The organism is Neisseria sp. HMSC068C04 (genome assembly GCF_001810105.1).
Taxonomy (GTDB): domain Bacteria; phylum Pseudomonadota; class Gammaproteobacteria; order Burkholderiales; family Neisseriaceae; genus Neisseria; species Neisseria flavescens_B.
The window spans coordinates 100,957-125,758 of sequence record NZ_KV799980.1 but is presented as its reverse complement, the minus strand read 5'-3'; the positions used below and the strand labels follow the sequence as shown (position 1 = coordinate 125,758).

At 50.6% G+C, this 24,802-nt stretch carries 24 protein-coding genes; 10 read left to right on the top strand and 14 right to left on the bottom strand.

The features are described from left to right. Positions 1-151 precede the first annotated feature (151 nt). Positions 152-973: a 2,3,4,5-tetrahydropyridine-2,6-dicarboxylate N-succinyltransferase gene (gene dapD / locus HMPREF2700_RS08620; protein ID WP_070591555.1), complete on the top strand. Its 822-nt coding sequence runs from the start codon at positions 152-154 to the stop codon at positions 971-973. A gap of 194 nt (positions 974-1,167) precedes the next feature. On the opposite strand, the gene HMPREF2700_RS08615 is transcribed toward dapD, so the two are convergent. The 4 genes from HMPREF2700_RS08615 to HMPREF2700_RS08600 form a co-directional block, all read right to left on the bottom strand. Next, the gene (locus HMPREF2700_RS08615) at positions 1,168-1,962 is read right to left on the bottom strand and encodes a glycosyltransferase family 8 protein (RefSeq protein ID WP_070591554.1); all 795 of its coding nucleotides are present in this window, start codon (positions 1,960-1,962) and stop codon (positions 1,168-1,170) included. Between the two features lie 38 nt (positions 1,963-2,000). Further along, positions 2,001-3,803 (bottom strand): DNA recombination protein RmuC, encoded by a 1,803-nt coding sequence (rmuC, locus tag HMPREF2700_RS08610; protein WP_070591552.1) that lies wholly within the window; start codon positions 3,801-3,803, stop codon positions 2,001-2,003. A 1,028-nt stretch (positions 3,804-4,831) separates the two neighbouring features. Beyond that, positions 4,832-6,196, bottom strand: a complete 1,365-nt coding sequence (gene mnmE, locus HMPREF2700_RS08605) for a tRNA uridine-5-carboxymethylaminomethyl(34) synthesis GTPase MnmE (RefSeq protein WP_070591551.1) — start codon at positions 6,194-6,196, stop codon at positions 4,832-4,834. Between the two features lie 91 nt (positions 6,197-6,287). Beyond that, entirely contained in the window at positions 6,288-6,944 is a 657-nt protein-coding gene (locus HMPREF2700_RS08600) for an NAD(P)-dependent oxidoreductase (protein ID WP_070591549.1), read from the bottom strand. 120 nt (positions 6,945-7,064) lie between these two features. Between HMPREF2700_RS08600 and HMPREF2700_RS08595 the strand changes: the two genes are divergently transcribed. The 4 genes from HMPREF2700_RS08595 (at position 7,065) to ubiG (ending at position 10,101) form a co-directional block, all read left to right on the top strand. Continuing rightward, the gene (locus HMPREF2700_RS08595) at positions 7,065-7,955 is read left to right on the top strand and encodes a LysR family transcriptional regulator (RefSeq protein WP_070591548.1); all 891 of its coding nucleotides are present in this window, start codon (positions 7,065-7,067) and stop codon (positions 7,953-7,955) included. Beyond that, positions 7,952-8,224: a GIY-YIG nuclease family protein gene (locus tag HMPREF2700_RS08590; protein ID WP_070591547.1), complete on the top strand. Its 273-nt coding sequence runs from the start codon at positions 7,952-7,954 to the stop codon at positions 8,222-8,224. The genes HMPREF2700_RS08595 and HMPREF2700_RS08590 overlap by 4 nt, the downstream gene beginning before the upstream one ends. Before the next feature lie 467 nt (positions 8,225-8,691). Beyond that, the gene (locus HMPREF2700_RS08585; RefSeq protein ID WP_070591545.1) at positions 8,692-9,225 is read left to right on the top strand and encodes a c-type cytochrome; all 534 of its coding nucleotides are present in this window, start codon (positions 8,692-8,694) and stop codon (positions 9,223-9,225) included. Between the two features lie 162 nt (positions 9,226-9,387). Next, positions 9,388-10,101 (top strand): bifunctional 2-polyprenyl-6-hydroxyphenol methylase/3-demethylubiquinol 3-O-methyltransferase UbiG, encoded by a 714-nt coding sequence (ubiG, locus tag HMPREF2700_RS08580; protein ID WP_003749057.1) that lies wholly within the window; start codon positions 9,388-9,390, stop codon positions 10,099-10,101. Between the two features lie 157 nt (positions 10,102-10,258). Here the strand turns inward: ubiG and HMPREF2700_RS08575 are convergent, their stop codons facing one another. Then, the gene (locus tag HMPREF2700_RS08575; RefSeq protein ID WP_070591544.1) at positions 10,259-10,729 is read right to left on the bottom strand and encodes a CYTH domain-containing protein; all 471 of its coding nucleotides are present in this window, start codon (positions 10,727-10,729) and stop codon (positions 10,259-10,261) included. Between the two features lie 38 nt (positions 10,730-10,767). Beyond that, on the bottom strand, positions 10,768-11,187 hold the full coding sequence (locus HMPREF2700_RS08570; protein WP_003681587.1) for a CopD family protein: 420 nt from the start codon (positions 11,185-11,187) through the stop codon (positions 10,768-10,770). A gap of 234 nt (positions 11,188-11,421) precedes the next feature. On the opposite strand from HMPREF2700_RS08570, the gene HMPREF2700_RS08565 reads away from it, so the two are divergent. Further along, complete coding sequence (locus tag HMPREF2700_RS08565; protein ID WP_070584656.1) at positions 11,422-11,685, top strand: hypothetical protein; 264 nt, start codon at positions 11,422-11,424, stop codon at positions 11,683-11,685. A gap of 234 nt (positions 11,686-11,919) precedes the next feature. Here the strand turns inward: HMPREF2700_RS08565 and HMPREF2700_RS08560 are convergent, their stop codons facing one another. The 5 genes from HMPREF2700_RS08560 to HMPREF2700_RS08540 form a co-directional block, all read right to left on the bottom strand. Next, entirely contained in the window at positions 11,920-12,591 is a 672-nt protein-coding gene (locus HMPREF2700_RS08560) for a DUF4145 domain-containing protein (RefSeq protein ID WP_283129700.1), read from the bottom strand. 95 nt (positions 12,592-12,686) lie between these two features. Next, positions 12,687-14,723, bottom strand: a complete 2,037-nt coding sequence (locus HMPREF2700_RS08555) for a M3 family metallopeptidase (protein WP_070591541.1) — start codon at positions 14,721-14,723, stop codon at positions 12,687-12,689. A 121-nt stretch (positions 14,724-14,844) separates the two neighbouring features. Then, the gene (locus tag HMPREF2700_RS08550; protein WP_070591539.1) at positions 14,845-15,711 is read right to left on the bottom strand and encodes a trafficking protein particle complex subunit; all 867 of its coding nucleotides are present in this window, start codon (positions 15,709-15,711) and stop codon (positions 14,845-14,847) included. Positions 15,712-15,778: 67 nt separating this feature from the next. Next, complete coding sequence (locus HMPREF2700_RS08545) at positions 15,779-16,630, bottom strand: mechanosensitive ion channel family protein (protein WP_070591537.1); 852 nt, start codon at positions 16,628-16,630, stop codon at positions 15,779-15,781. Between the two features lie 21 nt (positions 16,631-16,651). After that, positions 16,652-17,146 carry a restriction endonuclease gene (locus tag HMPREF2700_RS08540; RefSeq protein ID WP_070591536.1) on the bottom strand — a complete coding sequence of 165 codons (495 nt, stop codon included), beginning with the start codon at positions 17,144-17,146 and terminating at the stop codon, positions 16,652-16,654. 290 nt (positions 17,147-17,436) lie between these two features. Between HMPREF2700_RS08540 and HMPREF2700_RS08535 the strand changes: the two genes are divergently transcribed. Next, entirely contained in the window at positions 17,437-17,772 is a 336-nt protein-coding gene (locus tag HMPREF2700_RS08535; protein WP_063076601.1) for a hypothetical protein, read from the top strand. Positions 17,773-18,212: 440 nt separating this feature from the next. On the opposite strand, the gene HMPREF2700_RS08530 is transcribed toward HMPREF2700_RS08535, so the two are convergent. After that, the gene (locus HMPREF2700_RS08530) at positions 18,213-18,698 is read right to left on the bottom strand and encodes a cytosine permease (protein WP_070591535.1); all 486 of its coding nucleotides are present in this window, start codon (positions 18,696-18,698) and stop codon (positions 18,213-18,215) included. A gap of 171 nt (positions 18,699-18,869) precedes the next feature. Then, positions 18,870-22,304 carry a DNA polymerase III subunit alpha gene (gene dnaE, locus HMPREF2700_RS08525; RefSeq protein WP_070591534.1) on the bottom strand — a complete coding sequence of 1,145 codons (3,435 nt, stop codon included), beginning with the start codon at positions 22,302-22,304 and terminating at the stop codon, positions 18,870-18,872. Positions 22,305-22,469: 165 nt separating this feature from the next. Here dnaE and HMPREF2700_RS08520 point away from each other — a divergent pair, with 165 nt between their 5' ends. Both HMPREF2700_RS08520 and HMPREF2700_RS08515 read left to right on the top strand, forming a co-directional pair. Next, on the top strand, positions 22,470-22,703 hold the full coding sequence (locus tag HMPREF2700_RS08520) for an RNA-binding S4 domain-containing protein (protein ID WP_002221492.1): 234 nt from the start codon (positions 22,470-22,472) through the stop codon (positions 22,701-22,703). Next, complete coding sequence (locus tag HMPREF2700_RS08515) at positions 22,681-22,899, top strand: hypothetical protein (protein ID WP_070591533.1); 219 nt, start codon at positions 22,681-22,683, stop codon at positions 22,897-22,899. The genes HMPREF2700_RS08520 and HMPREF2700_RS08515 overlap by 23 nt, the downstream gene beginning before the upstream one ends. Before the next feature lie 211 nt (positions 22,900-23,110). Here HMPREF2700_RS08515 and yihA read toward each other — a convergent pair whose 3' ends face one another. After that, entirely contained in the window at positions 23,111-23,752 is a 642-nt protein-coding gene (yihA, locus tag HMPREF2700_RS08510; RefSeq protein ID WP_049336942.1) for a ribosome biogenesis GTP-binding protein YihA/YsxC, read from the bottom strand. Between the two features lie 215 nt (positions 23,753-23,967). Here yihA and HMPREF2700_RS08505 point away from each other — a divergent pair, with 215 nt between their 5' ends. Further along, the gene (locus tag HMPREF2700_RS08505; protein ID WP_003684518.1) at positions 23,968-24,591 is read left to right on the top strand and encodes a c-type cytochrome; all 624 of its coding nucleotides are present in this window, start codon (positions 23,968-23,970) and stop codon (positions 24,589-24,591) included. Positions 24,592-24,802: the final 211 nt, after the last annotated feature.

Below are 24,802 nucleotides of genomic sequence, written 5' to 3'. Positions count from 1 at the left end.
GCTTAGCCGAAATCCAGCCGTGTAACGCTTAGTGCTAATCATGTTAATAGCTGACGAAATCGCTTTTACATGGCAAAATAACGAGTTAAATATTTGTAATAGGGCGGCCTGAATAGGTTTCAGGCGGCCCTGATCTCTTGAAGGAAGCAACATGTCTTTGCAAAACATCATTGAAACGGCTTTTGAAAACCGTGCCGAAATCAATCCGAATACCGTTACCCCGGAAGTGCGTGAAGCGGTTTTGGAAACCATCCTCCAACTCGATTCCGGCAAACTGCGCGTTGCCGAGCGTTTGGGTGTGGGCGAATGGAAAGTCAACGAATGGGCGAAAAAAGCCGTATTGCTGTCTTTCCGCATTCAGGACAATGAAATCCTTAACGACGGTGTGAACAAATACTTCGACAAAGTGCCGACTAAATTTGCCGATTGGTCTGAAGACGAATTCCGCAGCGCAGGTTTCCGCGCAGTTCCGGGTGCGGTTGCCCGCCGCGGCAGCTTTGTAGCGAAAAATGTCGTGTTGATGCCTTCTTATGTCAATATCGGCGCATACGTTGACGAAGGTGCGATGGTCGATACTTGGGCGACTGTCGGCTCTTGTGCGCAAATCGGTAAAAATGTGCACTTGAGCGGCGGCGTCGGCATCGGCGGCGTACTCGAGCCTCTGCAAGCCAGCCCGACCATTATTGAAGACAACTGCTTCATCGGTGCGCGTTCTGAAATTGTTGAGGGCGTGATTGTCGAAGAAGGCAGCGTGATTTCTATGGGCGTGTTCATCGGTCAATCCACTAAAATCTTTGACCGTACTACCGGCGAAATCTATCAAGGCCGCGTACCGGCCGGTTCGGTTGTCGTATCCGGCAGCATGCCTTCCAAAGACGGCAGCCACAGCCTCTACTGTGCGGTTATCGTTAAACGCGTGGACGCGCAAACCCGTGCGAAAACCAGCGTGAACGAATTGTTGCGCGGTATCTAATCGGATAACGATGACGCCGACCGAGGATGAGTGGCAAAGCCTGCTTTACGGTCGGGTTTGAACACAAAACAGGCAGAATGTTCTGCCTGTTTTTTATGGCTTAAAGGCCGTCTGAAATTGTTTCAGACGGCCTTTTGTTTTTGATGATGGGTTGTTTAAAGATAATTGAAAGGAACGAAAATCCCTGTCTGAAATTATGCTTTCGGCCAGTCGGCGCAATAGTATTGCCAATAGATTTCGATAAAAGGAATCTCGCCGTAATCGCACAACCACGGTTTGGCGCGTGTGGTGTAGTGGATAACGGGTGGGACGGTGTCGGGTTTGGGGAATACTTCGTTGAGGTTTCGTTTTTGGAAGTATTCGACTGCGCCGGTTTGGAAGTTCCAAGATTCTTCTAATTGCAGCCAGTTTTTTTGAAATACGGTGTTTAGAAAGCATTGGTCGCCATAGGGTACGGCTTCGTTGAGGCAGGCAGCGGTTTTCAGCAGTTGCGCCGCGATATTGTGTTCCCGCCATTGCGCCAAGTCGGCCAACAGCATGCCTGAATTGAAATAGGGCGTGGTGTGCAGGCCGGTCGGGTGATTCCATTCGGTACGGGCAAAAAAGGAATCTTGTACCGCCGCAACGGGATAGCCGCGCATATCGAGGTTGAACAAATCGTGTAAGGATTGGGTAACCACCATATCGCTGTCAAGATACAGGGCGCGGTCGACAGGTAGATGTTGCATCATCAGGCGGAAAAATGCGGCATCTGAAATATGGGACAAGCGGCGATATTGGCTGAAATCGACTTCGATTTTGACATCATTCAGGCGGTTGCCGCTGGCCGCGAGCTTTTGGTTGGTATAGTCGATCCATTCCCGCCTGAAGGTATTGTGCATGAGGTAGAAATCGACATTTGTGTTGTGGGTACAGATGGATTTCATCAGGGTATGAACCTGCTCGGCATAGCCGGTATCGGCGGCAAGGACGATAGTGATGTTGCTCATTGGTTAAATTCCCTTTATTTGCAATGTCTTAAATTTTGTCAGGCATTTTCTTGGTCTTGTGCGGTCGGTAAGGTGGCGTGATCTTCGTTTTCTGATACGGCTTTTTCTAATAAATCCCGTTGCAGCTGTTTACCGGCTTTGATGCCCAATTTGCGCAGTTTTTCGGTGCTGCTGATGAGGTTGCCCCTGCCGGAAACCAAGCGGCCATAGGCCGTCTGAAACTGGGATTGTGCCTGACCAAGCGCTTTATTAATGCCGTCCATGCTTTCGACAAAGCCGACAAATTTGTCATAAAGTTTGCTGCCTGCCTCGGCAATGGCCAGCGCGTTTTGGTTTTGCTGCTCATTGCGCCAGATGTTGGCAACGGTGCGCAGGGTAGCGAGCAGGGTACTGGGGCCGGTCAGCATGATGCGTTTGTCGAAACACTCTTGGAAGAGGTTTGGATCGTGTTGCAGGGCGAGGAGGTAGGCCGGTTCGACAGGAACGAACATAAAGACGAAGTCCAACGTTTTGACGCCCTCAAGGTCGGTGTAATCCTTCGCAGCCAAGCTTTTGATGTGGGCGCGGATACTGGCGACGTGGTTGGCAAGCTCGCGTTCTGCTTCTGCGCCGGTGCTTTGCGTATAGCGGACGTAGGCAGTCAGCGATACTTTGGAGTCGATGACGATTTGTTTGTTGTCGGGCAGATTGATGAGGACGTCGGGCTGGAGGCGGCGTTGGGTACCGTCTGCTTCGTGGCGGACGCTGGAAGCTTGAACGATGTATTCGCGGCCTTTTTGCAGGCCGGAGTTTTCCAATACGCTTTCCAAAATCATCTCGCCCCAGTTGCCTTGGGTTTTGTTTTGCGTGCCGGTCAGTGCGGTGGTCAGTGCTTTGGCATCGTGGTGGAGCTGGGTGTTGAGCGTTTGCAGGCGTTTGAGCTCGTTTTCAATGGTCAGGCGTTCTTTGGCTTCTTTTTCATAAGTCTGCTGAACCAGCTCGCTGAAGCCGTGTATGCGTTCGTTGAGCGGATTGAGCAGTTGCTGGAGATGGTCGTGGTTTTGTTCGGTAAAGCGGCGGCTTTTCTCTTCCAGAATAGTGTTGGCGAGGTTTTGGAACTGGTCGCTCAGGTTTTTACGCGCATCTGCCAGCAGGGCCAGCTTTTCTTCGGCAGCCTGACGGTCTTTTTCCGATTGGGTGTTGAGGCGCTCGTTTTGGACTTGAAGCGCGTGGTTTTGCTCCAAAAGGGTGGCGTATTCTTGTTTCAGACGGCCTTTTTCGGCTTCCTGTTGCTGTAAAAGGCTGTTTTTGTCATCGATATTGGCTTTTTCTTGGGTCAGTTGTGTGGAGAGGCGTTCGTTTTGGACTTGCAGCGCATGGTTTTGCTCCAACAGCGTGTCGTAGTCTTGTTTCAGACGGCCTTTTTCCGTTTCCTGTTGTTGCAAAAGCGTATTTTTATCCGCACTCAATGCCTGTTCTTGAACCAGCTGCGTGTTTAGGCGTTCGTTGTTGATTTGCAGGTTTTGCGCGCTTTGCTGCCATTTTGCACATTCGTGTTTTAAAGCTTCGGCTTCGGCCTCGCAATCTTGCAGATAGGCAATCTGTTTTTCGGCTGCGGCAAAGCGGTTGCCCGTTTCCTGCAATTCGTCTTGCAATTCCTGCACGGTATGGCGGCTTTGCGCCAAATCCGCCGCAGTTTGAGCCTGCACCTGTTCGGCAAACTCATGCAGGCGGCGGCTTTCGGCCAATTCTTGCAAAACAATAAAGTGTCGGCTTTGGGCTTGGTAGCGTGTTATCAGCCAAGCAAACAGCGCGCCGATAAAAAATGCGGCCGCGCCGGTCAGGATTAGGGTGTTGTTCATGCTGGAAATAGTCAATACGCAGAATGTTTCACTATATCATATATTTGCAGCGCATTTTATGGTCGGATATGCGCTAGAAACGCGTATTTTCTTTAAAAGAAGCTATCAAAGATATTGATTTTGACTAATCAAAGCTTTGGTTTGCGAAAAAGATAGGTTTATAACATTTTGAATTTAAAATAATATTTAATTTAGAGTGCAATTTTGCAACAAAAAAAGGAGGGATTTTATGGACGCAGCAAGATACGTTTGTAGTGTGTATGTAATTAAGACATCGGTGTCATTGAAAAAGACATCGGTGTCATTTTCAAAAAAAAATATAAATTAACTAAAATCTTTATTATGTATGTTTTTAGTATTTTATCTTTACGAAAAAGTTGTATTAATTAACGATTAACACGGTATGATTCGTCCTGTCGGCAGCGTAGATGCCGGCGAAAAAAATGTGTATGTTGTTAAATAACATTTTGTATCTATGAAAAAGGACTACTTAAAATGGCACATTTAATAACGCTTGCCGCCGCTTATTTAATCGGCATGTCGGGGATACCGGCCTCCGCCCTCGGCGTCGCCTATAATATTGAAACGGTAGTACACAAATAATTCAATTATAAACGAATTGATTACAATACTTCAGAAAACGCAACTTAGGCCGTTTTTCGGCCGACAAACAAGAAAGTGAGATAAACAATGAAAACTTTAATCAAACTGGCAGCAGCCTCTTTAATCGGTATGTCCGGCCTGACTGTTGGCGCAACCAATATCGCCCACAATATGGCTGATGCCGACAAATAAAAATACACAACACACCCTTAAATACACAGAAAAGAGTTAAAATGAAAACATTAATCAAATTGGCCGCGGCTTCTTTGATCGGCATGTCCGGTTTGACAGTTGGTGCAACCAAAATCGCAAAAAATATGGCAGAAGCTGCCAATAAATAAACGCAAGTGAAATTAAGCTTGTTTTGGTGATAAAAAAGGCCGTCTGAACATTCAGACGGCCTTTGTATTTGATGGCAAACCGTTTTATTTGCCGATACAGAAGCGCGAGAAAATCACGCCCAGTAAATCGTCGGCGGTGAATTCGCCGGTGATTTCGCTGCAGGCGTTTTGGGCGAGGCGCAGGTGTTCGGCGAAAAGCTCGATTTGGTTGTTGTTGCAGAGGGCGGCATTTTCCAGCTCGGCTTCGGCTTCGTGCAGGGCGTTGAGGTGGCGGCTGCGGGCGAGGAACAGGCTTTCGCTTTCGCCCTGCCAGCCGACTTCCTGCAACAGCGCGTGTTTGAGCAAATCGAGACCCGCGCCGGTTTTGGCGGACAGGCTGATGACGGTGTCCGCACCGGTTTGCGCGAGGCTGTCTGAACGGACGACGACGGGTTCGCCGGTCAGGTCGGCTTTGTTGTGGATTTCGATTTTTTTCAAACCTTCGGGCAGGCTGTTCAAAATGGCTTGGGTTTTGGCGTTCACGCCTTCGCGCGGGTCAATCAGAATCAGGGTGACATCGGCTTCGGAGACGGCTTTGCGGCTGCGTTCGATGCCGATTTGTTCGACCACGTCGTCGGTTTCGCGCAGGCCGGCGGTGTCGATAATGTGGACGGGCACGCCGTCGAGGGTGATTTGTTCGCGTACGGTGTCGCGGGTGGTACCGGCGATGTCGGTTACGATGGCGATGTCGTCGCCCGCCAAGGCGTTGAGCAGGCTGGATTTGCCGACGTTGGGCGCACCAACGAGGACGACGTTCATGCCTTCGCGCAAAATTGCGCCTTGTTCCGCACTGGCGAGGACGGTTTTCAGACGGCCTTGCAGGGCTTGGAGCTTGCCGCGCGCGTCGGCGGCTTCGAGAAAGTCGATGTCTTCTTCGGGAAAGTCCAGCGTGGCTTCGACCAGCATCCGCAAAGTAATAAGGTCGTCCACCAGCTCGTGTATGTGTTGGGAAAACGCGCCTTTGAGCGAGCGCAACGCCATGCGCGCGGCGGACTTGCTGGAGGCGTCGATGAGGTCGGCGACGCTTTCGGCTTGGGCAAGGTCGAGTTTGTTGTTGAGGAAGGCGCGTTTGGTAAATTCGCCCGGCTCCGCCATGCGCGCACCCAGTTCGAGGCAGCGCGAGAGCAGCATGTCCATCACGACTGGGCCGCCGTGTCCCTGCAATTCAATCACGTCTTCGCCGGTGAAGCTGGCGGGGGCGGCGAAGTAGAGCAGGATGCCGTTGTCTATCGGCTGCCCGTCGCCGCCGAGAAAGTCAGTGTAAAGCGCGGTGCGCGGTTTGGGCGTTTTGCCGCCGCTGAGGGTTTGCGCCAAAGGCAGCAGGTTTTTGCCGGAAAGACGGATCACGCCGACGCCGCCGCGTCCGGGTGCGGTAGCGATGGCGGCGATGGTGGGTTGGGTTGCGGACATGAGAACTCGCGTATAGATAAATTTAATGTGCGTATTATAGCAAAAGGCCGTCTGAAACTTTGGGTTTCAGACGGCCTTTAAATTAAGACGATTAAACAGCGGCGACGGTAAAGCGTTCAAACAAATGCGCTTTGTTTTCCACATCGTCGGCGATGGCGACTGCCAAATCTGCCACGCTGATGCCTGCCGGAATTTCACCGTCCATCAGCAAATCGTCTTTGCCCAAGCGGTATTTGCCGGTTTTGTCTTCGCTGAAACCGCCGGTAACACCCAGTCGTGCCGGAGGGGAAACGAAAGACCAGTTCACGTCGCGGCGCGGCAGGAGTTCTGCCAAAAGATGGCGTGCGGCATTGGCGCCGTCGAAAATTTCTTTCGGGAAGTCAGGCGTATCGATAAGTTGCAAACCGGGTGCCACATACAGGCTGCCTGCGCCGCCGACGATTAAGAGATATGGCACTTGCGCTGCTTTTGCCGCTTCGACAATATTGTTTGCGCCGCGTGTGAAATCCGCGCCGATGTTGGGATTGTTCCAACCCGGGTTGAAGGCGCTGACTACGGCATCAAAACCGGCCAGTTTGTCGGCAAAATCTGCCGCGTTGACATCTGCGGAGACAGCGGCAACATTTTGCGCTTGGAAAACTTTGTCCGTATTGCGGGCGAAAGCAGTTACTTCATGACCGCGACCTGCCAATTCTTGAACGACTGCGTTGCCGACATAACCTGTTGAACCGATAACTGCGATTTTCATGTTTGACTCCTTAGTGGAGTGTGATTGATTTGATGAGTGCATTGTAAGGCCGTCTGAAACGTTTGATAATCCCTGATTTACTGTTATTATTGTGAAGTTGAGCTAAACAATCGAAACAGAATGCAAGACATCAAACCCCTGCTTGTTTTCGCCGCCGTCCTCGAACACGGCAGCATGAACGCCGCTGCGGCCGCGCTGTGCATGACGCCGTCGGCGGTCAGCCAGCACATCAACCGCCTTGAAACCCTGCACGGCATCAAGCTGTTAAATCGCAGCACGCGCAGCCTTGCGCCTACTGATGCCGGCCGCGCATTGGGCGAATACTGCCGCCGCCTCGCCGCCACGCTTGCCGATACGCGTACCGTTATTGACAATCTGAAAACCGAACCCGTCGGCGAATTGCGTATTTCCCTGACTTCTACGGTCATTGAATCCCGCGCTTTTCAGACGGCGTTTTCGCGATTGCAAACCGAGTTCCCTAAAATCCGTCCCATCCTCAATTTCAGCGATACTTTGGACGACCTGCAACACAATCAGACCGACATCGCCATACGCGGCGGCGACCGGGCTTTGGATGATCCCAACTTGGTTGCGCGCCATCTCGTGACTTGGCCGTACATCATTTGCGCCGCGCCCGATTATCTCGACCGGCATCCGCCCATTACCCATCCATCGCAGCTTCATGCACACCGCTGGCTGCATTTTTTACCTGTCCGCACGACCTTGCAAAATGGTGAAGAAAGCTATTTCCTCGACGTCGCCGACAGCATTGCCTGTACGCATCTTGCCGCCGTGTGTAGCCTGACCGAAAGCGGTTTCGGTTTGTCTTTGCAAGTGGGCGGCGAAGTGAAGGAGAAAATTGCACAAGGCCGTCTGAAAGCGGTTTTGCCTGAATGGACATTGCCGCCGGTCAGCCTTTATTTGGTAACGCCTTATCGTGTGCAGTCTGCCAAAACCGAGGTTGCCGTGCGCATTTTTACCGAGAGTTTTGCCAAGGAAGGGGATTTATGAACGCGGAAAATTGGAGCGTTTACCTGATTTTGTGCGAAAACGGCGCGTTTTATTGCGGCATCAGCAACCGTCCGCAAGAGCGATTTGCGGCGCACTTGTCAGGAAAAGGCGCGAAATACACGCGTTTGAACAAGCCTGTCGAGATGCGCATCGTTTTAGACGGCCTGAACAAGAGTGAAGCGCTGAAACAGGAAATCGGCATTAAGAAATTGACGGCAGAGCAGAAGCGGGGATTGTGGGCTGAAGCTGAAACATTGGCAAAAGACTAATGGCGGGACTGAATTAAATTGTAGTCGGGATATGAAAAACTCTATAAACAAGTAGGCCTGCCGGTGTCTTTTGCATGGCCAAGCGGCAAATGTTTATTAACATGATTCAAAAAGGCCGTCTGAAACCTGATTGGGATTCAGACGGCCTTTTTGGGATGGGGATGGCTTTCAGGTTGACGCTACTAATGGAGAAGTCGGTAAAAGTTGAATTCTAAAGGAAACTTTGAAAATAAAATGAGTAACTGCTTGAACAATAAAATGAAAGTTATCGCGCTTCATGACAAATGGGGTGAACTTCTATCCGAGTAGAGAGGTGGTGTCAATATATTTTTCCTGTTTTTGAGACAAAATCTGATTTATACCAATATTTATTATAGTGTAGGTCGAAAGTATTAGTTTCTATGCTAGAATTTTTAAGCTGTTTATATAAAACAGTGATTTAAACTAAAACTAAGGAAAGACCGAACATGAACAAATTACTGATTGCCGTAATGATGATGGCTGGTTTGACAGCTTGTTCCCAAGAGGCTAAACAGGAGACTCAAGAGGCTGCTCAAGCCGTTGCATCTGAAGTTAAAAACGAAGTTGCTTCTGCTGCCGATGCGACTGCGTCTGCCGCTCAAGAAGCTGCCGATAAGGTTGAAGCTGCCGCCAGCAAAGCAGAGGAAGCCGCTAAACCTGAAGAAGCCGCCAAGCCTGAAGAAAAAACTGAAGCGCCTGCTGCTGAAGCCAAACCTGCAGAATCCGCCAAAGTGGACGGCAAAGCTGTTTATGAAGCGAACTGTAAAGCATGTCACAGCGGCTTGATTCCCGGCGCTCCTGCCGTAGGCAAAAAAGAAGACTGGGCGCCTCGCATTAAACAAGGCAAAGACACCTTGCACAAACATGCCCTCGAAGGCTTCCAAGCCATGCCTGCCAAAGGCGGCAACGGCAGCTTGAGCGATGATGAAGTGAAAGCCGCAGTTGACTACATGGCCAACGAATCCGGCGCTAAATTCTAAATCGTACCGATTGAAACGCACCTTGCAACAAGGTGCGTTTTTTATGGGCGGGCGGATGAAAGTTGAAATAGGGCCGATAAACAGGCAAAGGCCGTCTGAAACATTTTATTTTGAAGCGCAATCGGCTAAAATCAGGCGAATTATTTTATGCAGGAGCAAACCATGAGCAATCAACACGACAACGTAGATGCCGGCGAAATCGCCAAGTTCAGCCAAATCGCCGACAAATGGTGGGATAAAAACGGCGAATTCAAGCCCCTGCATGACATCAACCCCTTGCGCCTCGACTATATCGACGGCTATGCCGGATTGGCAGGCAAACGCGTGTTGGATGTAGGCTGCGGCGGCGGTATTTTGTCGGAAAGCATGGCCAAACGCGGCGCAGAACACGTGACCGGCATCGATATGGCGGAAAAATCCCTGCAAACCGCCGCTGCCCATGCGGCCAGCCAACACGTTGCCAATATCGATTACCGCTGCATCCGCGTTGAAGACCTCGCCGCCGAGCAGCCGCACAGCTTCGACGTGGTAACGTGTATGGAAATGATGGAACACGTTCCCGATCCAGCCGCCATCGTTCAAGCCTGTGCGAAACTGGTCAAACCCGACGGCATGGTGTTTTTCTCCACCATCAACCGCAATCCCAAATCTTATCTGCATCTGATTGTCGGTGCGGAATATCTGTTGAAATTCGTCCCCAAAGGCACGCACGACTGGAAAAAATTCATCACGCCGGCAGAACTCGCGCGTATGTGCCGCCAAGCCGGATTGGATACCGTCGGCAGCAAGGGCATGACCTACAATTTGTTGAGCGGCCGTTATTCCTTGTGCGACTCGACCGAGGTCAACTACATGGTGGCCTGCCGTCCGGCGTAAGGTTACACGGATAAAACACACGGGCTTGCCCGATATTTGAAACAGTATGTCAAAAGCAGCTCGATACAAATATCGGTAAGGCAAATCAGGCTGTCTGAAAAGAAAAAAGGCATATGCGATACATGCCTTTTTTGTATGTGTAGAGAGGTTGTCGCCCTTATTCCGTCCAAGACGAATACGGATGTTTGCTTAAATACGCATTGGTGAATTTTCCGTCTGCCGTGATTTCCTTGCCCAGCCAAGACGGTTTGGGAAACTCAGTATCTTCAGACGGCAATTCGATTTCCGCCACAATCAAGGGCGCATTGTCGCCGAAATATTCGTCGATTTCATACACAAAGCCTTCAAATTCGACACGATAGCGGTATTTTTCCATTTTAAACGGGCACATATCCGCCATCATCGCTTGCGCGTGCGCCAGCGGGATTTCGTATTCAAACTCGCTGCGCGTCATGTCGGAAATATAGCCTTTCAGGGTCAGCCATGCTTGCGAATCGATAATCCGCACGCGGATGGTGCGCTCTTTTTCCACGCTCAAATAGCCCTGTTGCAACACCAGCGGCTCGCTTGCGGCTTCGCGCCAACTGTCATCCGCCAGCAAAAAGCGGCGTTCGATTTCGACCGTCATGAATTTTTTCCTTATTTACCAAACAGGCCGTCTGAAGATTAAAACGGCTTGAAAACCACCATATAAAGCGCGGCCACCATCATCAATACGGGGAGTTCGTTGAATACCCGATACCAGCGGTGCGAATACACATTGCTGCCATTTTGAAAACGGCGCAGCAGCAGACCGCAATAAAGCTGGTAAGCCAAGAGCAGCAAGCCGCACAATAATTTAACCGCCAGCCAGCCGTTGCCCCACCAATTGTTTACAAACCCGATGGCCGCGCCGAATATCAGCGTTCCCCAGCCCAAAGGCGACATAAAGCGGTACAGCCGCCGCGACATATCCGTCAGCCGTACATATTCCACGCTGCCGGGCTCTAATTGCGCCAGATTCACATAAATCCGCGGCAGATAAAACAGTCCGGCAAACCAAGAAATTACAAAAAACACATGCAGCAGCTTAAACCACAAATACATTTCAGACGGCCTCAAAACCTAAAACCATTATTTTATCCGCAATACGGCCCGAGCCAAAACAAAATAGTCAAAACAATCCGATTTAGTGCGCCGCAACAATGTGTTGCAGGCATGATTTTACCCAAAAACCAAATTGTAAATTTCGCAACAATATGCAAGTTGAGATATGCACGATGCAAAAAACTTGTTAGAATCCTATGCTATTTAATTATAAAAACATTATGGACGGAAAACATGAAACAATTTGAAATCAGCAACAGCGTCAGGAAAGAGCTTAGCAACTACCTGAATACGCGCAATCTAAACCTCAAAGCCGCCATGGACAATGAAACAACCAATGGCGAAGTCGCGGCCATCGTTCATGCAGGATTGCCGGCGATGATTCGGAAAATCTATTCTTTGGAAAAAATGAAAACCTTTTTCTGGACGAAAAAAGATTTGATGATGGAATTTATCAATATGCGCTTGGATGCCGGCGATAAAAAGGGCAAAAACTAAATTTAGCGTTGAGCAGGGGGAGATAGGGTTTGAAATGCGGACTTCTGTTTTTCTCGAAGTCTTGTTAGGGACAGGGCTTACTCATTGTTCCTAATCAGTTTTGACAACCGAAAGGCCGTCTGAAATTCAAATGATAGGGCATGGGGAACATGCCCTGTTTTTATGAGTGGCTTGTCTGTCTTTGGAAATAAAAGAACTATCTCTTAACTAATCCTTGATAGAATAAGATTATGTTCAAGGTTTGGAATTCTTTTTATCTTGCGCTTCTGCGGCGTTTCTTGCATTTTCGGGCATCAGCTGATAAAGCTCATCTAGTTCTTTCGGTTCGGTAATCGCTTTCTTCACAATGAAATTAATTAAGTCGAACATTTTGGCAGCAGCCCTATCAAAATCTACATCTGAAATTTGACCTGGATGAACGGCATTATTGCCGGTAATCCGCAAAGTATCGGCAACTTGGATGACTTGACCTGAGAATACACCTTTGTTTACTAGTGACCTGATGTCGGCATTGATATTTTTCCCTTCTTCTCCCAAATGAATACACAATTTTTGCAAGCCCAACCGCAATAATGCCGCTGCTCCTCTGGGCGATTGGATGAAAATTCGGGCGGCTTCTTCGTAGTCATTTTTGACATCTTCGGGCATATCTTTGATTGGAAGTGGAGCAGATCCGCAATTTGGGTAGAGCATTTCGCCTTCAGTCGGAAAAGTAAAATGATCATGATCAGTCGCTGTTTGGGTTACTCTCCAAAGGCTATATTTTGAGCAATAAGCACAAGTAGCTTGGAAATAAACAAGATCGTCTCTAGACAACCATTTCATATGAGCAAATGCTCCGCAGTGCGGGCAATTAAAAGCCCCTTTCTTAAACTTAGGTGCTATGTATTCTGTCATTTCTAACATCTCCCTCTCAATGCTAACAAAACAATATTTATTGGTTTCGATAAAGGCCGTCTGAAAAATTTTCAGACGGCCTTTTTATTACGTCAATCTTCCAGTTAAGCTGCGTTGTCGAAACCGCTGTGGCGGAGCAGGGCATCCAGGCTTGGTTCGCGGCCGCGGAAGGCTTTGAAGGATTCGGCTGCGCTGCGCGAACCGCCGACTGCCAGTATTTCTTTCCAGAAGCGGCGGCCGGTTTCGGCAACGTCGTCGCTTTCTTCAAAAGCGGCGTAAGCGTCTGCACTCAAAACTTCCGCCCATGCGTAGCTGTAATAGCCTGCGGCGTAGCCGCCGGCGAAGATGTGGCTGAAGCTCAAGGCAAAGCGGTTGTATGCCGGCGGCTGGGTAACGGCGACTTCTTGACGCACTTTGTCCAAGATTTGCGGCCATTCTTTCAGACGGCCTTCATCTTCCTGATGGTAGATTTCCATGTCGAAGAGGGCAAATTCCATTTGACGGACGAGGAACATACCGCGTTGGAAGTTTTTGGCCGCGTGCATTTTGTCGAACAGCTCTTTCGGCAATACCGCGCCGGTTTCTTCGTGCGAGGACATTTGTGCCAATACGTCGTATTCCCAAACGAAGTTTTCCATGAATTGGCTAGGCAGTTCGACCGCGTCCCATTCGACGCCGTTGATGCCGGATACGCCCACTTCGTCAACTTGGGTCAACAAGTGGTGCAGGCCGTGGCCGGTTTCATGGAAGAGGGTGATGATTTCGTCGTGGCTCAAACGCGCCTCTTTGTCGCCGACCGGAGGGGTGAAGTTGCAGACGAGGTAGGCGGTCGGCAGTTGCAGCGTACCGTCGGCAAAACGGCGGCGACTTTTATAGCCGTCCATCCATGCGCCGCCGCGTTTGCCTTCGCGTGCGTACAAGTCCATGTAAACGCCGCCGATGGTTTGGCCGTCTTGCTTCAGCTCGAAATAGCGCACGTCTTTGTGCCAAACGGGGACGGTTTTTTCAGCCAGCTCGATGCCGTAGAGTTTTTTGATTTGGGCAAATAGGCCAGCCAATACTTTGCTGATAGGGAAGTATTTTTTCACTTCGGTTTCGCTGAAGGCATATTTGGCTTGGCGCAGTTTTTCGGCGGCGTAGCTCAAATCCCAAGATTGCGGATCTTCGATATTCAGGCTCTCGCGTGCAAAGGCTTTGATTTCGGCAAAGTCTTTTTCGGCAAACGGTTTGGCGCGGCGGGCAAGGTCGTGCAGGAAATTCAGAACCTGTTCGGGCGTATCCGCCATTTTGGTTGCCAGCGACAGCTCGGCGTAGGTTTTGAAGCCAAGCAGTTTGGCGGTTTTCAACGCGTTTGCAAGCGTTTGTTCGACGTTGGCCGTGTTGTCGAATTTGCCTTCGTCAGACAATTCGCTGGCACGGGTAACATAGGCGCGGTAGATTTGTTCGCGCAGTTCGCGGTTGTCGGCGTATTGGATAACGGCAAGGTAGTGCGGAATCTGCAGGCCGATTTTGTAGCCTGTTTTGCCTTCGCTTTGCGCGGCGGCGGCAAACATGGCGAGGGAGTCTTCGGGGATGCCGGCAAGCGGCGCGGCATCGTCAAAGTAAATGCCGAAAGCGTCGGTCGCGTCTTGGACGTTTTGTGCGAATTTGGCACCCAGTTGCGCGCCTTCGGTTTGCAGTTGCGCCAGTTCTGCCTGCTGTTCGGGCGGTAATTCGGCACCGCTGAGGACGAAATCGCGCAAGTCGTGGTTGAGCTTGGTTTGCTGCGCAGGGGAGAGGGTGTTGAATTCGGCAGAATTTTTGATGATTTTGAAGCGGTTGTACAACTCGATGTCTTGACCGATTTCGGTGAAGAAAATGGTGATTTCAGGCATCAATTCGTTGTATACGGCACGCAGCTCGGGCGTATCGACCACGGAGTTGAGATGGGAAACCACGCTCCAAATGCGGCCGACGCGTTCGGTAATGTCGGTTAGTTTTTCGACGGTGTTGGCCCAGTCGGTGTGCGTTTGCGCTTTGATGGCGGCGATTTGCTCGCGCGCTTCGGCGATGGCGGTTTGCAGGGCGGGTTTGATGTCTTCGGTTTTGATTTGGTCGAAACGGGGTTCTTCGCCCAAGTGGAGCAGGACGTTGTCGTTCATATGGTTTCTCCTGAATAAGATGGATTCAGACGGCCTTGTGGCCGTCTGAAAAGAAAACGATAGGCGTTATATGGTGGCAGACAGGCAGAATTAAAGTATTCCGCCTGCCTGTCGGCCAATCTTATTCTGCGCCGCGCGGATTGGCGTGCAATGGCGCAGCCAGCTCGAGGCGCATGGTGGTGCCTTCTGGGGCATAAACCGCATTGGCAACATTGGTTTGCAGGGATTCGGCAAACGAGCCGCGATACACTTTTGCGCCTTGGTGGGTCAGGTTGGATTGTACGTCGACGTACACTTCGCCGCCGATTTGACGCCAGAGGTGGCAGAAGGTGTAGTCTTCGGACAGGTAGCGTTTGCTTTCAGGATCGACCATGCAGTCGAAGAAGCGGTAGTGCAGGCCTTTGTTTTCCGGGCTGTAGTCGCTGTCGGAGACGTAGTTCAACTCGGGGTAGGCCTCTATCATTTTTTCAAATACGCTACGTTTGATAACCATGAAGCCGGTTGGCGCGTCATGAACTTTCATGAAGCCTTCTTCATCCACTTTCAGGACGATTTCACCGTTTTCGTTTTTGTCGTTGGTGTTGACGGTGTAAGAAGTGTACATGCGCTCGAAGTCGGCTTGGGTCATGCCGGCCGGAAGGCCTGCTTCAGGCCAATTCTCGCGTTTGAGCGGATAAACGCCGGCTACAACGTCTTTGTCGGCCAAAAGCAGGCGGTAGAATGAATCGGGAGAGAAGCCGATGTCGGAGTCAATCCAAAATAAATGCGTCCATTCTTTGTTTTCCAAAAATCTGGCCACGCAGTTGTTGCGCGCGCGCGTAATCAGGCTTTCGCCGCGCTGCATCATCACTTGAAGCGGCAGGCCGAGGGAGGCGTTGGTGTGGACGATGTTTAGAAGTGAGAGGGTATAGTTGTGGAAATATTTGCCGTCATGGCTGGGGGTCATGATTACAGGGTACATTTCGGCAAGGGCTGATTCGGGCAACATGAGTTTTCCTTATTGTTGATTGTGAATTTGGGTATTGTAAGGGATTTGATAGTATATATAAACTGGGCTATTTTAATTTATTGATTAATCGGCATTGCGTGCGCAAGAATTCGTCCAAAATCGCCTGTTGGATTTCCAAGCGTTTGGCCACGGGCGAGGCAAAGCGCACGATGATGTTGTACACCTTGTCATCATGTGGCACGCGGGATACACGCGGTTGTGCGGCGGGCGTGATAAACAACTTTTGGGTTTGCACGTTTTCCAAATGCTGCTTGATGGCAGGGACATAAGGCTCGCACAAGGGCTCAAGAACGTCTTTCAGACGGCCGATGATTTCGTCCGAATCCAAATGAATCGGCACGGGGATTTCCACTGTATGAATTACATAATCGCCCAAAATATTGTCGCGGCGCACGGGGTGGCTTAGAAGTAAGCTGTTGGGAAACGAGAGCGTTTTGCCGGAAAGCTGGCCAACCAACGGATTTGGGCCTATTTGCATCATCAGCGTGTTCAGCATATTGATATCGACCACCCGTCCGCGCAGGCCGTTGATTTCGATATAATCGCCGATGGAATATTGTTTAGTCACCGAGCGCAGGATGCTGCCGGACAAACACATAATCAATTCTTTGGTTGCCACCACAATCGCTGCGGCTACCGCAAACATCGACAACGCCAACGTTTGAATCTGCGCCGCCCAAATCATCGCCAGCCCGAACAAGAGCAGCAGCATGGTGATGTTGCGGCTGACCACCAGCGAACGGCGTTTGTTTTCAATGCTTAAATCCGGATGGCTGCGAAAATGAGCCGAGAGTAAAATGCTGCGCCCGGCAATGATGGCCACAATCATCAAAGCCGATTTGATGATTTCTTCACTGACAGGCAAAGCGTTTAGCCATTCCTGTATGGTGTTCCACATAATACTGTTTCCTTTCCCTTTTTAAGCCGTCTGAAAACCCACGCGTTCAAAAATTTCTGCCGCACACGCTTCCGATACCGCAAACAAAGTTGCCACACTGCCCAAAGCCCGTTGTGCTGCCACGCTCAAATCGTCGCGACATACTTCGCCCAGCCACTCAACCGGCCGCACCAGCGACATTTTCTCATCGTCCCATTGCGGACAATGTACTGCGCCGCCTGTAATCCTGCCGATCCGATAACGGCGCAGGGCAGGCGAGTAGGTCAGTACGGCATCTCCATCGGCCAACTCGTTGGCAAACCGCCACATCTGAGCCGCACCCGATTGCGCTGTTCTCAATTTCACATCCGGCACGGCCGAACGGTAAATATCCGTCAGTTTCTCACGGCCAAAACCCTTGGCCGCCGCTTCGGCCAGCATGGGCCAGGCCAACGCCGCCACGCCGCGCTCGAAAAATACATCATAAAGCGCACCTTGCGTGCTGCGAACCATATAAAGTCTGGCTTGTTTTCCCATTGCAGTACCTGTTTGTTTGAAGAATCCATCCCTTTGTTTCCATGTTACCTGTTACGGCTGAAAAATTCGATATTTTACATTGCCGGAAGGGTTTGAAGTTCTCGCTGAAAATAAATGAATTATAGATGAAAGGCCGTCTGAAAAATAAAATAGGCTTATATATCAACAGATGATATATCGTAACAATATATTAATAACTGTAAAATTTTTTACGTTTGTATCAAAAAAAAGATAAAATGAAAGAATCAATCGCGAAAGATTGCTATTCACTGAACATTAGGAGAGAAAAAATGACCTGTAAAACCCACGAACATCATGACCACGTCCACGGCGCAAACTGCGGCCACACTGCCATCAAACACGAAGACCACGTCGATTATCTGCACGACGGCCACCTGCACCATGAACACAACGGCCACTACGATGAACACGCCCTGAGCGTCAATGAAACCAATCCTGACGGCTGCCATCCGGTTGACACCTGTCACGGCCACGTTCACGGCGAAGGTTGCGGCCACGAAGCCGTACCGCACGGTGATCACGTTGACTACATTGTCAACGGCCGTTTGCATCACCAACACGGCGACCACTGCGACGACCACGGCCCGGTTGAAATCGTTAAATAAAACTGTTTTTCAGACGGCCTTTGATATGGGGCATCTGTAGGAAAAGGGGGTGTATTTTCACCCCCTTTTCATATATATTGTCGTACCCTACACTAAAACAGCCATTATTATGTTTGACATCATATTTGTATTGGTATTCGGCAGGCTCCAAGCCTCCGGAACACTGAATTTCCCCGATAGGCTTTATCCCATCTGGAAATGGGCGCTAGGCGCAGGCATGCTTTATGCCGCGATAGGGACAATGCTGGAATACGCTTTCTCCGGTTCCTTCTCCCTCGTCAGCTTTTTACTGATTATTGCCTTGTCATCCACCTGGTTCTCCTTGTATTTCAAACTGCTGCGGCTTACCTCCTCAAAAACTGTACTGAATCAATGTATTTACTGGGTGCTTGGCATTGTTTCGGCATTGTCGCTCCCCTTTGTTGTGGGTTATCTTTCCTTCAGATTTGCAGGGTTGTTGAGTTGGCTTTTGGGTAACCCATCAGATTGGGCAGAGGGTTGGACGGCAATATCATGCCGTAGACGAATTGAAGCAGTCCGCCCGCTACCATAGGCCATGTAAATGCCGGAAATATCAGGCTGATGGCGGCAAGTACGATGCTGATTCTGAACATCCATATCGCCGGATAATGCCCTTTTTCGGCATCATTGCACCGCTTTTCAAGCCAAGTGCTTTGATAGTGCAGTAGGCCGTAAAAGGCGATAGCAAAGACATACACGGAGCCTCCGACCTGACGGCTGAGGCTGCATTGATCCAAGCATGATTGGTTTATCCATAGCAATAGTGCGGACACTACACCTATGCCCAGCAAAATAGGCAGGTTTACTGCGGCAAAATGCGTACGGTTGACTCTGCGGTTGTCGAAGGGATCGGGTCTTTCGTCGTACAGGATGAAGCCGTCAGGATCTTCGGGGTATGTGCTCATGATGTGGTGAGTGATGATTTAGTTGTAATGCGGTGTTGTTTTGTGTTTTCAGACGACGTCTTTGAATTGTTTATCAAACGTTGTCTGAAAAACAAAGGTACAGCTTTGCATCTTATTGGCGATGCAGTTTAAGCAGCAGCTTTCCGTCGCTGTTTCAGACGGCCTTTAGTCTTACCAATTCACACGAACAGCCCTACTGCCGAGCAATGTTTCCAGTTCGTCAAACAAGGTGGTGCTTGGCGTTACCATCCATTTTGGCGCAATTTTCAATTTGCCTGATGCTTTGCCGTTGCTGTACGACAGTTGCAGCGGGATGTGCGACGTGTCGGGTAGGCGGTGGGCGGTGAGGATAGCGGCGAGGCGTTCGATGTCGTGGCCGGGGGCGAGGGCGAGACTGAGGCTGCGGGCGTAACGTTCGCGCGCCATTTGCAGGGTCATGACTTGGTTTGCCATGATGCGCAGTCCGTCGCCGCCGCCGTAGTCGTCGCGGCTGACTTTGGATTCGATAATCAGCACTTGGTCGGATTTGAGGTAGTCGGCGCAGTTTTCCAGCGTCTGTCCGCTGACCATGATTTCAATCTGCCCGCTCAAATCTTCGAGGCTGACGAAGGCGATTTTGCCGCGCTTGCCCATCATGGTTCGCACGGCGGTCACGAATCCGGCGAGGCGCACGCTGTCTTGCGGTTTCAGACGGCCTAATTTGGTCGGGGCGATTTGGCGGACTTCTTGCGCATACGGGCCGAAGGGGTGGCCGGACAGGTAAAAACCAATGACGGTTTTTTCTTCGGCGAGTTTTTCCGATTCGCTCCACATGGGTGCATCGATGAGCTGCACCGGTTCGATGGCGTCTTCCATCATGTCAAACAGCCCGCCCTGATTGGCGTTGGCGGCTTTTTGGTCGGCGTTGTTCATGGCGAGGTCGATGTTCGCCAAGAGCATGGCGCGGTTGGGTTCGATACTGTCGAACGCGCCGCCGCGTATCAGGGCTTCGAGGGTGCGGCGGTTCATGTGCTCTTTGCCGACGCGCTCGCAGAAGTCCAAGAGGCCGGTAAATTTGCCGCCGCTTTGCCGCGCGGCGATGATGGATTCGACGGCGGCTTCGCCCGTGCCTTTAATCGCGCCGAGTGCGTAGCGGATTTTCATGTTCGGATACGGCGTGAAGCGGTAGTCGGATTCGTTGATGTCGGGCGGCAGGAACTCGATACCGTTGGCGCGGCAGTCGTCGTAGAAATGCTTGAGCTGGTCGGTGTTGTCCAATTCAGACGACATGGTCGCCGCCATGAATTCGGCGGGATAGTGGGCTTTAAGCCATGCGGTCTGGTAGGAAATCAGGGCGTAGGCGGCGGCGTGGGATTTGTTGAAACCGTAGCCGGCGAATTTTTCCATGTAGTTGAAGATTTCGTCGGATTTTTCGCGCGAAATGCCTTGTTTTGCCGCGCCTTCGGCGAAGATTTCTCGGTGTTTCACCATTTCTTCGGGCTTTTTCTTACCCATGGCGCGACGCAGCAGGTCCGCGCCGCCGAGCGAGTAGCCGCCGATAATCTGCGCCGCCTGCATCACTTGTTCCTGATACACCATAATGCCGTAGGTCGGCGCAAGGATGCCTTCGAGCAGTGGATGGATGTATTGGAATTCCTGTCCCTTCATGCGCGCGACGAAGTCGGGGATGTTGTCCATCGGGCCGGGGCGGTAGAGCGATACGAAGGCGATGAGTTCTTCAAACTTGGTCGTGTGCGCCGTTTTCAGCATTTTTTTCATGCCGGTCGACTCGAACTGGAAGACGGCGGTGGTGTTCGCGTCGCGGAAGATTTGGTAGGTGGCTTGGTCGTCGAGCGGGATTGTGCCGACATCGACAATATCGCCGGTGGTGTTTTTGATGTTGTTCTGCGCCATTTCGATAATGGTCAGGTTGCGCAGCCCCAAAAAGTCGAACTTCACCAAACCCACGTCTTCTACGTCGCCCTTGTCGTACATGGATACGGGCGAGGCGGATTCGTCCGCCTGATACACGGGGCTGTAATCGGAAATCTTGCCCGGCGCAATCAACACGCCGCCTGCGTGCATACCCAAACCGCGCGTCAGGTCTTCCAGCTTTTTCGCCAGCGTAATCAGTTCGTCCGCTTCTTCCGCTTCAATCAATTCCTGAATCTGCGGCTCGGCTTCCATGGCTTTTTCCAAACTCAGGGGTTTGTTGGCTTCCAACGGAATCAGCTTGGACAGTTTGTCGCACAGCATGAACGGCAGTTCCAGCACGCGTCCCACGTCGCGGATCACTGCTTTGGACGACATCGTGCCGAAGGTGACAATCTGGCTGACCGCTTCCGCACCGTATTTCTCGCGCACATATTCAATCACGCGGCCGCGGTTTGCCTGACAGAAGTCCACGTCGAAGTCAGGCATGGAAACGCGTTCAGGGTTTAAGAAACGCTCGAACAGCAGCGCGTATTTCAGCGGATCAAGGTCGGTAATCTTCAATGAATACGCCACCAGCGAACCTGCGCCCGAGCCGCGTCCCGGTCCGACCGGACAGCCGTGCGTTTTCGCCCAGTTGATAAAGTCTTGTACGATAAGGAAATAGCCGGGGAATTTCATCTGGATGATGATGTTCAACTCAAAATCCAAACGTTCCTGATATTCCGGCATTTTTGCCGCACGCTCCGCCTCGTCGGGATAAAGCTGAACCATGCGTTCCTGCAAACCCTCGTTGGACAGTTTCACCAAATAATCATCCAGCGACAGGCCGTCTGGAGTTGGGAATAGCGGCAGGAAGTTTTTGCCCAATGTGATGTGCAGATTGCAGCGTTTGGCAATTTCTACCGTGTTTTCCAAGGCTTCAGGTAAATCGGAGAAACGTTCGGCCATTGTTTCCGGTGGAATGAAAAACTGGCTCGGCGTGAAATCGCGCGGACGTTTTTTGTCTGTCAGTACCCAGCCGCCAGCGATGCATACCCTTGCCTCATGTGCATTGAAATCATCGCTGCTCATAAACTGCGTCGGATGCGTCGCTACCGCCGGCAAACTCAATTCCTCTGCCAGTTTCACGCTGCCGGAAACGCAAGCCTCCCATTCAGGGCGTTCGGGCAGGCGTTGCAGCTCTAAATAAAACGCATCGGGGAACCACGCCGCATATTTCAACGCCGCCGCACGCGCCGCGTCTTCATTGCCGTTCAACAGATTCACGCCCACTTCGCCGTAATGCGCGCCGCTCAAACAAATCAAGCCACTGTTGTCGCCGTTTTCCAGCCATTCGGGATTGAGTTCTGCATGATGGATATTGCGGTCTTTGCCGACATAGGCCTCCGTCAAAAGCTCGCTCAAGCGCAGATAGCCCGCATCGTTGCGGATAATCAGCATGGCACGAAACGGCTTGTCGGGCGCATTCGGATTGCCTATCCACACGTCCGCTGCGCCGATGGGCTTAATCCCTGCACCGCGGCAGGCTTTATAGAATTTCACCAAGCCGAATTCGTTCATCAAATCGCTGATGCCCAAAGCAGGCAAACCGTATTCCTGCGCTTTGGCAATCAGTTTTTTAATCCGCACCATACCGTCGGTAATCGAGAATTCGGTATGCAGGCGCAGGGGGATGTAGGTCGGCTCGGTCATGGCAAAATCGGCGTGAACAATAAAAGGCGTATTGTAGCAGGGTTGGCAGCTAAAGGCCGTCTGAAAACCAAATGTAATGGGTTTGGATAAAGCAAATAAAACAGAAGGGGGCTTTCTTTCAGACGGCCATGTTAAAATATCGCCATTATTGAAAAGGATTAAATGATGGAAGCAACAGTCTATCTTGAAGACAATGAATACATCGCTTTATGCGATCTGTTGAAACTGGCCGGCCTAGCTGAAAGCGGCGGACAGGCAAAAGCATTTATCGCCGAAGGGCTGGTGTTGCGCAACGGCGAAACCGAAACCCGTAAAACCGCCAAAATACGCGGTGGCGAAGTGATTGAATTTGACGGCGCACGCTTGGAAATTGCCGATGGATACGACCCTGAAGAATAAAGCCGAAGCCATCTTGGGCGAATCGCTTTTAGACGAACCTGTCCGTCCCGAATCGTGGGAATGTTGTGGCAGCGAATGCGGCGATGCCTGTATTCAGACAATGTATTGGGTGGAAAAAGCACGCTATGACGCGCAACAGCGGAAGTTGAAAGAAGCTGGTTGGACTGATGGTGAAGATGAGGCAAAGTCCGTCTGAAAAAGGTTTGGTTGAATAAAACCATGTTTTTTAAGAATTTTCACTGATACGTCGTTGTTTTTAGTTTGCGATAAGAAAATAAAAGGCGCAATAAAAAAGGCATGTGCATACATACCCTTTGGAAAAGAGATAGAAAACGGCATTGTGGAAAACAAATGACGGAATAAGATTTGCGGTTGGTCAACTTATCTTATTCCGCCTTGTTTTACAATCACTCAGGCGATGTTTCACCTGCAAGATTCTCGATTTCTTCGCGATGCGCGTCAAACCATGAGCCGACCACTTGATTGACTTCGTCCATGCCTTGTTTTTTCAGGCTGGAGAACAGTTGAACGCTGATTTTTTGACGCTCGGTGTAGGGTTTGAGTGATTTTTTTACCGCCGCCAAAGTTTTAATCTGGTCGTTTTTAGACAGCTTGTCTGCTTTTGACAGCAGGATATGCACAGGACGGCCGGTGATGTGGAAAAAGTCCAGCATTTGAATGTCTAAAGCTTTGAGCGGATGGCGCGAGTCCATAATCAAAATCAGGCCGATCAGTTGGCGGCGTTGTTGCAGGTAGTCGCCCAAGAGTTTGACCCAGTGCGCACGGATGGCCTCCGGTACTTGCGCGTAGCCGTAGCCGGGCAAGTCGACCATGAAATTGCCGTTTTCCAGTTCAAAGAAATTGATGTGTTGGGTGCGGCCCGGTGTTTTGGAAACGTAGGCAAGGCGCACGTGATTGGTTAAGGTATTGATGGCGCTGGATTTGCCGGCATTGCTTCGGCCGACAAAGGCAATCTCGGCCGGCGTGTCGGGCAGGTCTTTCAAATGGTTGACCGTTGTAAAGAATTTGGCGTTTTGAAAAAGGTTCATCAGTATTTCCTTGCATGGAAACAAAACTGCAACATCATAATTTGTATCGGGCATTTATGTTGCAGCAGTTTGGTAATTTGAGTAGTAATTTAATGTAAACTTGGTATAGAATAGCACGTTTATAGAATTATCGGTTTTAATCGGGAAAATTCCCCGGTATTTGAGTATAAAAAAGGCATTGACGCGGTACGCAATGCTGTAATCAGGAGCACTCCATGAAACGATTGACTTTATTGGCCTTGGTATTGGCTGCCGGTGCGGTTTCCGCTGCCCCTAAAGCAGATGCTGAAAAAGGCAAACAGGTAGCGACTACTATCTGTGCGGCGTGTCACGCAGCCGATGGTAACAGCGGTATCGCAACTTATCCTAAACTGGCAGGTCAGGCCGCGGCCTACACCTACGGTCAAACCATGGCCATTAAAGACGGTACCCGTACACACGGTGCTGCCGGCGTGATGAAACCGATGGTGATGAACTTGTCCGAACAAGACATCCGCGACGCTGCCGCCTACTACGCCAAACAACAAGGCAAACCGGGCGAAGCCAATCCTAAAGAAAACCCAGAGCTGGGTGCGAAAATCTATCGCGGCGGCCTGAGCGCTAAAAAACTGCCGGCATGTATGTCTTGCCACGGTCCTAGCGGCGCAGGTATCCCTGGCGGCGGTACTGAAATCCAAGCCTATCCTCGTCTGGGCGGCCAACACAAAGCTTACGTTGTCGAGCAAATGAAAGCTTACCAATCCGGCCAACGCAAAAACGCCATCATGGCCGATATTGCCAACCGCCTGAGCGAAGAAGAGTTGAATGCAGTAGCCAACTTCATCCAAGGTTTGCACTAATTTCGTTTTAAAACGAGCTTATTGATACAGGCCGTCTGAAAGCCCTTCAGACGGCCTTAGCCAATATATGCCGATAAGCCTGATTGTTTTTTTCAAATAGCGACAGCAAGATTTTTACTACAATATGCAGTATTCTTCCTTTCGCATCACACGTCATTGCAGTCCGTTCCATCGATCGGGTTGCCCCAAGCCGACATTTGAGACATGAGTA

Coding starts and splice junctions, on each gene's coding strand:
- HMPREF2700_RS08560 (WP_283129700.1), bottom strand. CDS start 12,591: ATGTTAGAAATGACAGAATACATAGCACCTAAGTTTAAGAAAGGGGCT.
- HMPREF2700_RS08540 (WP_070591536.1), bottom strand. CDS start 17,146: ATGGGAAAACAAGCCAGACTTTATATGGTTCGCAGCACGCAAGGTGCG.
- HMPREF2700_RS08585 (WP_070591545.1), top strand. CDS start 8,692: ATGAACAAATTACTGATTGCCGTAATGATGATGGCTGGTTTGACAGCT.
- HMPREF2700_RS08535 (WP_063076601.1), top strand. CDS start 17,437: ATGACCTGTAAAACCCACGAACATCATGACCACGTCCACGGCGCAAAC.
- HMPREF2700_RS08530 (WP_070591535.1), bottom strand. CDS start 18,698: ATGAGCACATACCCCGAAGATCCTGACGGCTTCATCCTGTACGACGAA.
- ubiG (WP_003749057.1), top strand. CDS start 9,388: ATGAGCAATCAACACGACAACGTAGATGCCGGCGAAATCGCCAAGTTC.
- mnmE (WP_070591551.1), bottom strand. CDS start 6,196: ATGTCCGCAACCCAACCCACCATCGCCGCCATCGCTACCGCACCCGGA.
- HMPREF2700_RS08555 (WP_070591541.1), bottom strand. CDS start 14,723: ATGAACGACAACGTCCTGCTCCACTTGGGCGAAGAACCCCGTTTCGAC.
- HMPREF2700_RS08550 (WP_070591539.1), bottom strand. CDS start 15,711: ATGTTGCCCGAATCAGCCCTTGCCGAAATGTACCCTGTAATCATGACC.
- HMPREF2700_RS08545 (WP_070591537.1), bottom strand. CDS start 16,630: ATGTGGAACACCATACAGGAATGGCTAAACGCTTTGCCTGTCAGTGAA.
- HMPREF2700_RS08590 (WP_070591547.1), top strand. CDS start 7,952: ATGAACGCGGAAAATTGGAGCGTTTACCTGATTTTGTGCGAAAACGGC.
- HMPREF2700_RS08520 (WP_002221492.1), top strand. CDS start 22,470: ATGGAAGCAACAGTCTATCTTGAAGACAATGAATACATCGCTTTATGC.
- HMPREF2700_RS08570 (WP_003681587.1), bottom strand. CDS start 11,187: ATGTATTTGTGGTTTAAGCTGCTGCATGTGTTTTTTGTAATTTCTTGG.
- HMPREF2700_RS08505 (WP_003684518.1), top strand. CDS start 23,968: ATGAAACGATTGACTTTATTGGCCTTGGTATTGGCTGCCGGTGCGGTT.
- dnaE (WP_070591534.1), bottom strand. CDS start 22,304: ATGACCGAGCCGACCTACATCCCCCTGCGCCTGCATACCGAATTCTCG.
- HMPREF2700_RS08575 (WP_070591544.1), bottom strand. CDS start 10,729: ATGACGGTCGAAATCGAACGCCGCTTTTTGCTGGCGGATGACAGTTGG.
- yihA (WP_049336942.1), bottom strand. CDS start 23,752: ATGAACCTTTTTCAAAACGCCAAATTCTTTACAACGGTCAACCATTTG.
- dapD (WP_070591555.1), top strand. CDS start 152: ATGTCTTTGCAAAACATCATTGAAACGGCTTTTGAAAACCGTGCCGAA.
- rmuC (WP_070591552.1), bottom strand. CDS start 3,803: ATGAACAACACCCTAATCCTGACCGGCGCGGCCGCATTTTTTATCGGC.
- HMPREF2700_RS08600 (WP_070591549.1), bottom strand. CDS start 6,944: ATGAAAATCGCAGTTATCGGTTCAACAGGTTATGTCGGCAACGCAGTC.
- HMPREF2700_RS08565 (WP_070584656.1), top strand. CDS start 11,422: ATGAAACAATTTGAAATCAGCAACAGCGTCAGGAAAGAGCTTAGCAAC.
- HMPREF2700_RS08595 (WP_070591548.1), top strand. CDS start 7,065: ATGCAAGACATCAAACCCCTGCTTGTTTTCGCCGCCGTCCTCGAACAC.
- HMPREF2700_RS08515 (WP_070591533.1), top strand. CDS start 22,681: ATGGATACGACCCTGAAGAATAAAGCCGAAGCCATCTTGGGCGAATCG.
- HMPREF2700_RS08615 (WP_070591554.1), bottom strand. CDS start 1,962: ATGAGCAACATCACTATCGTCCTTGCCGCCGATACCGGCTATGCCGAG.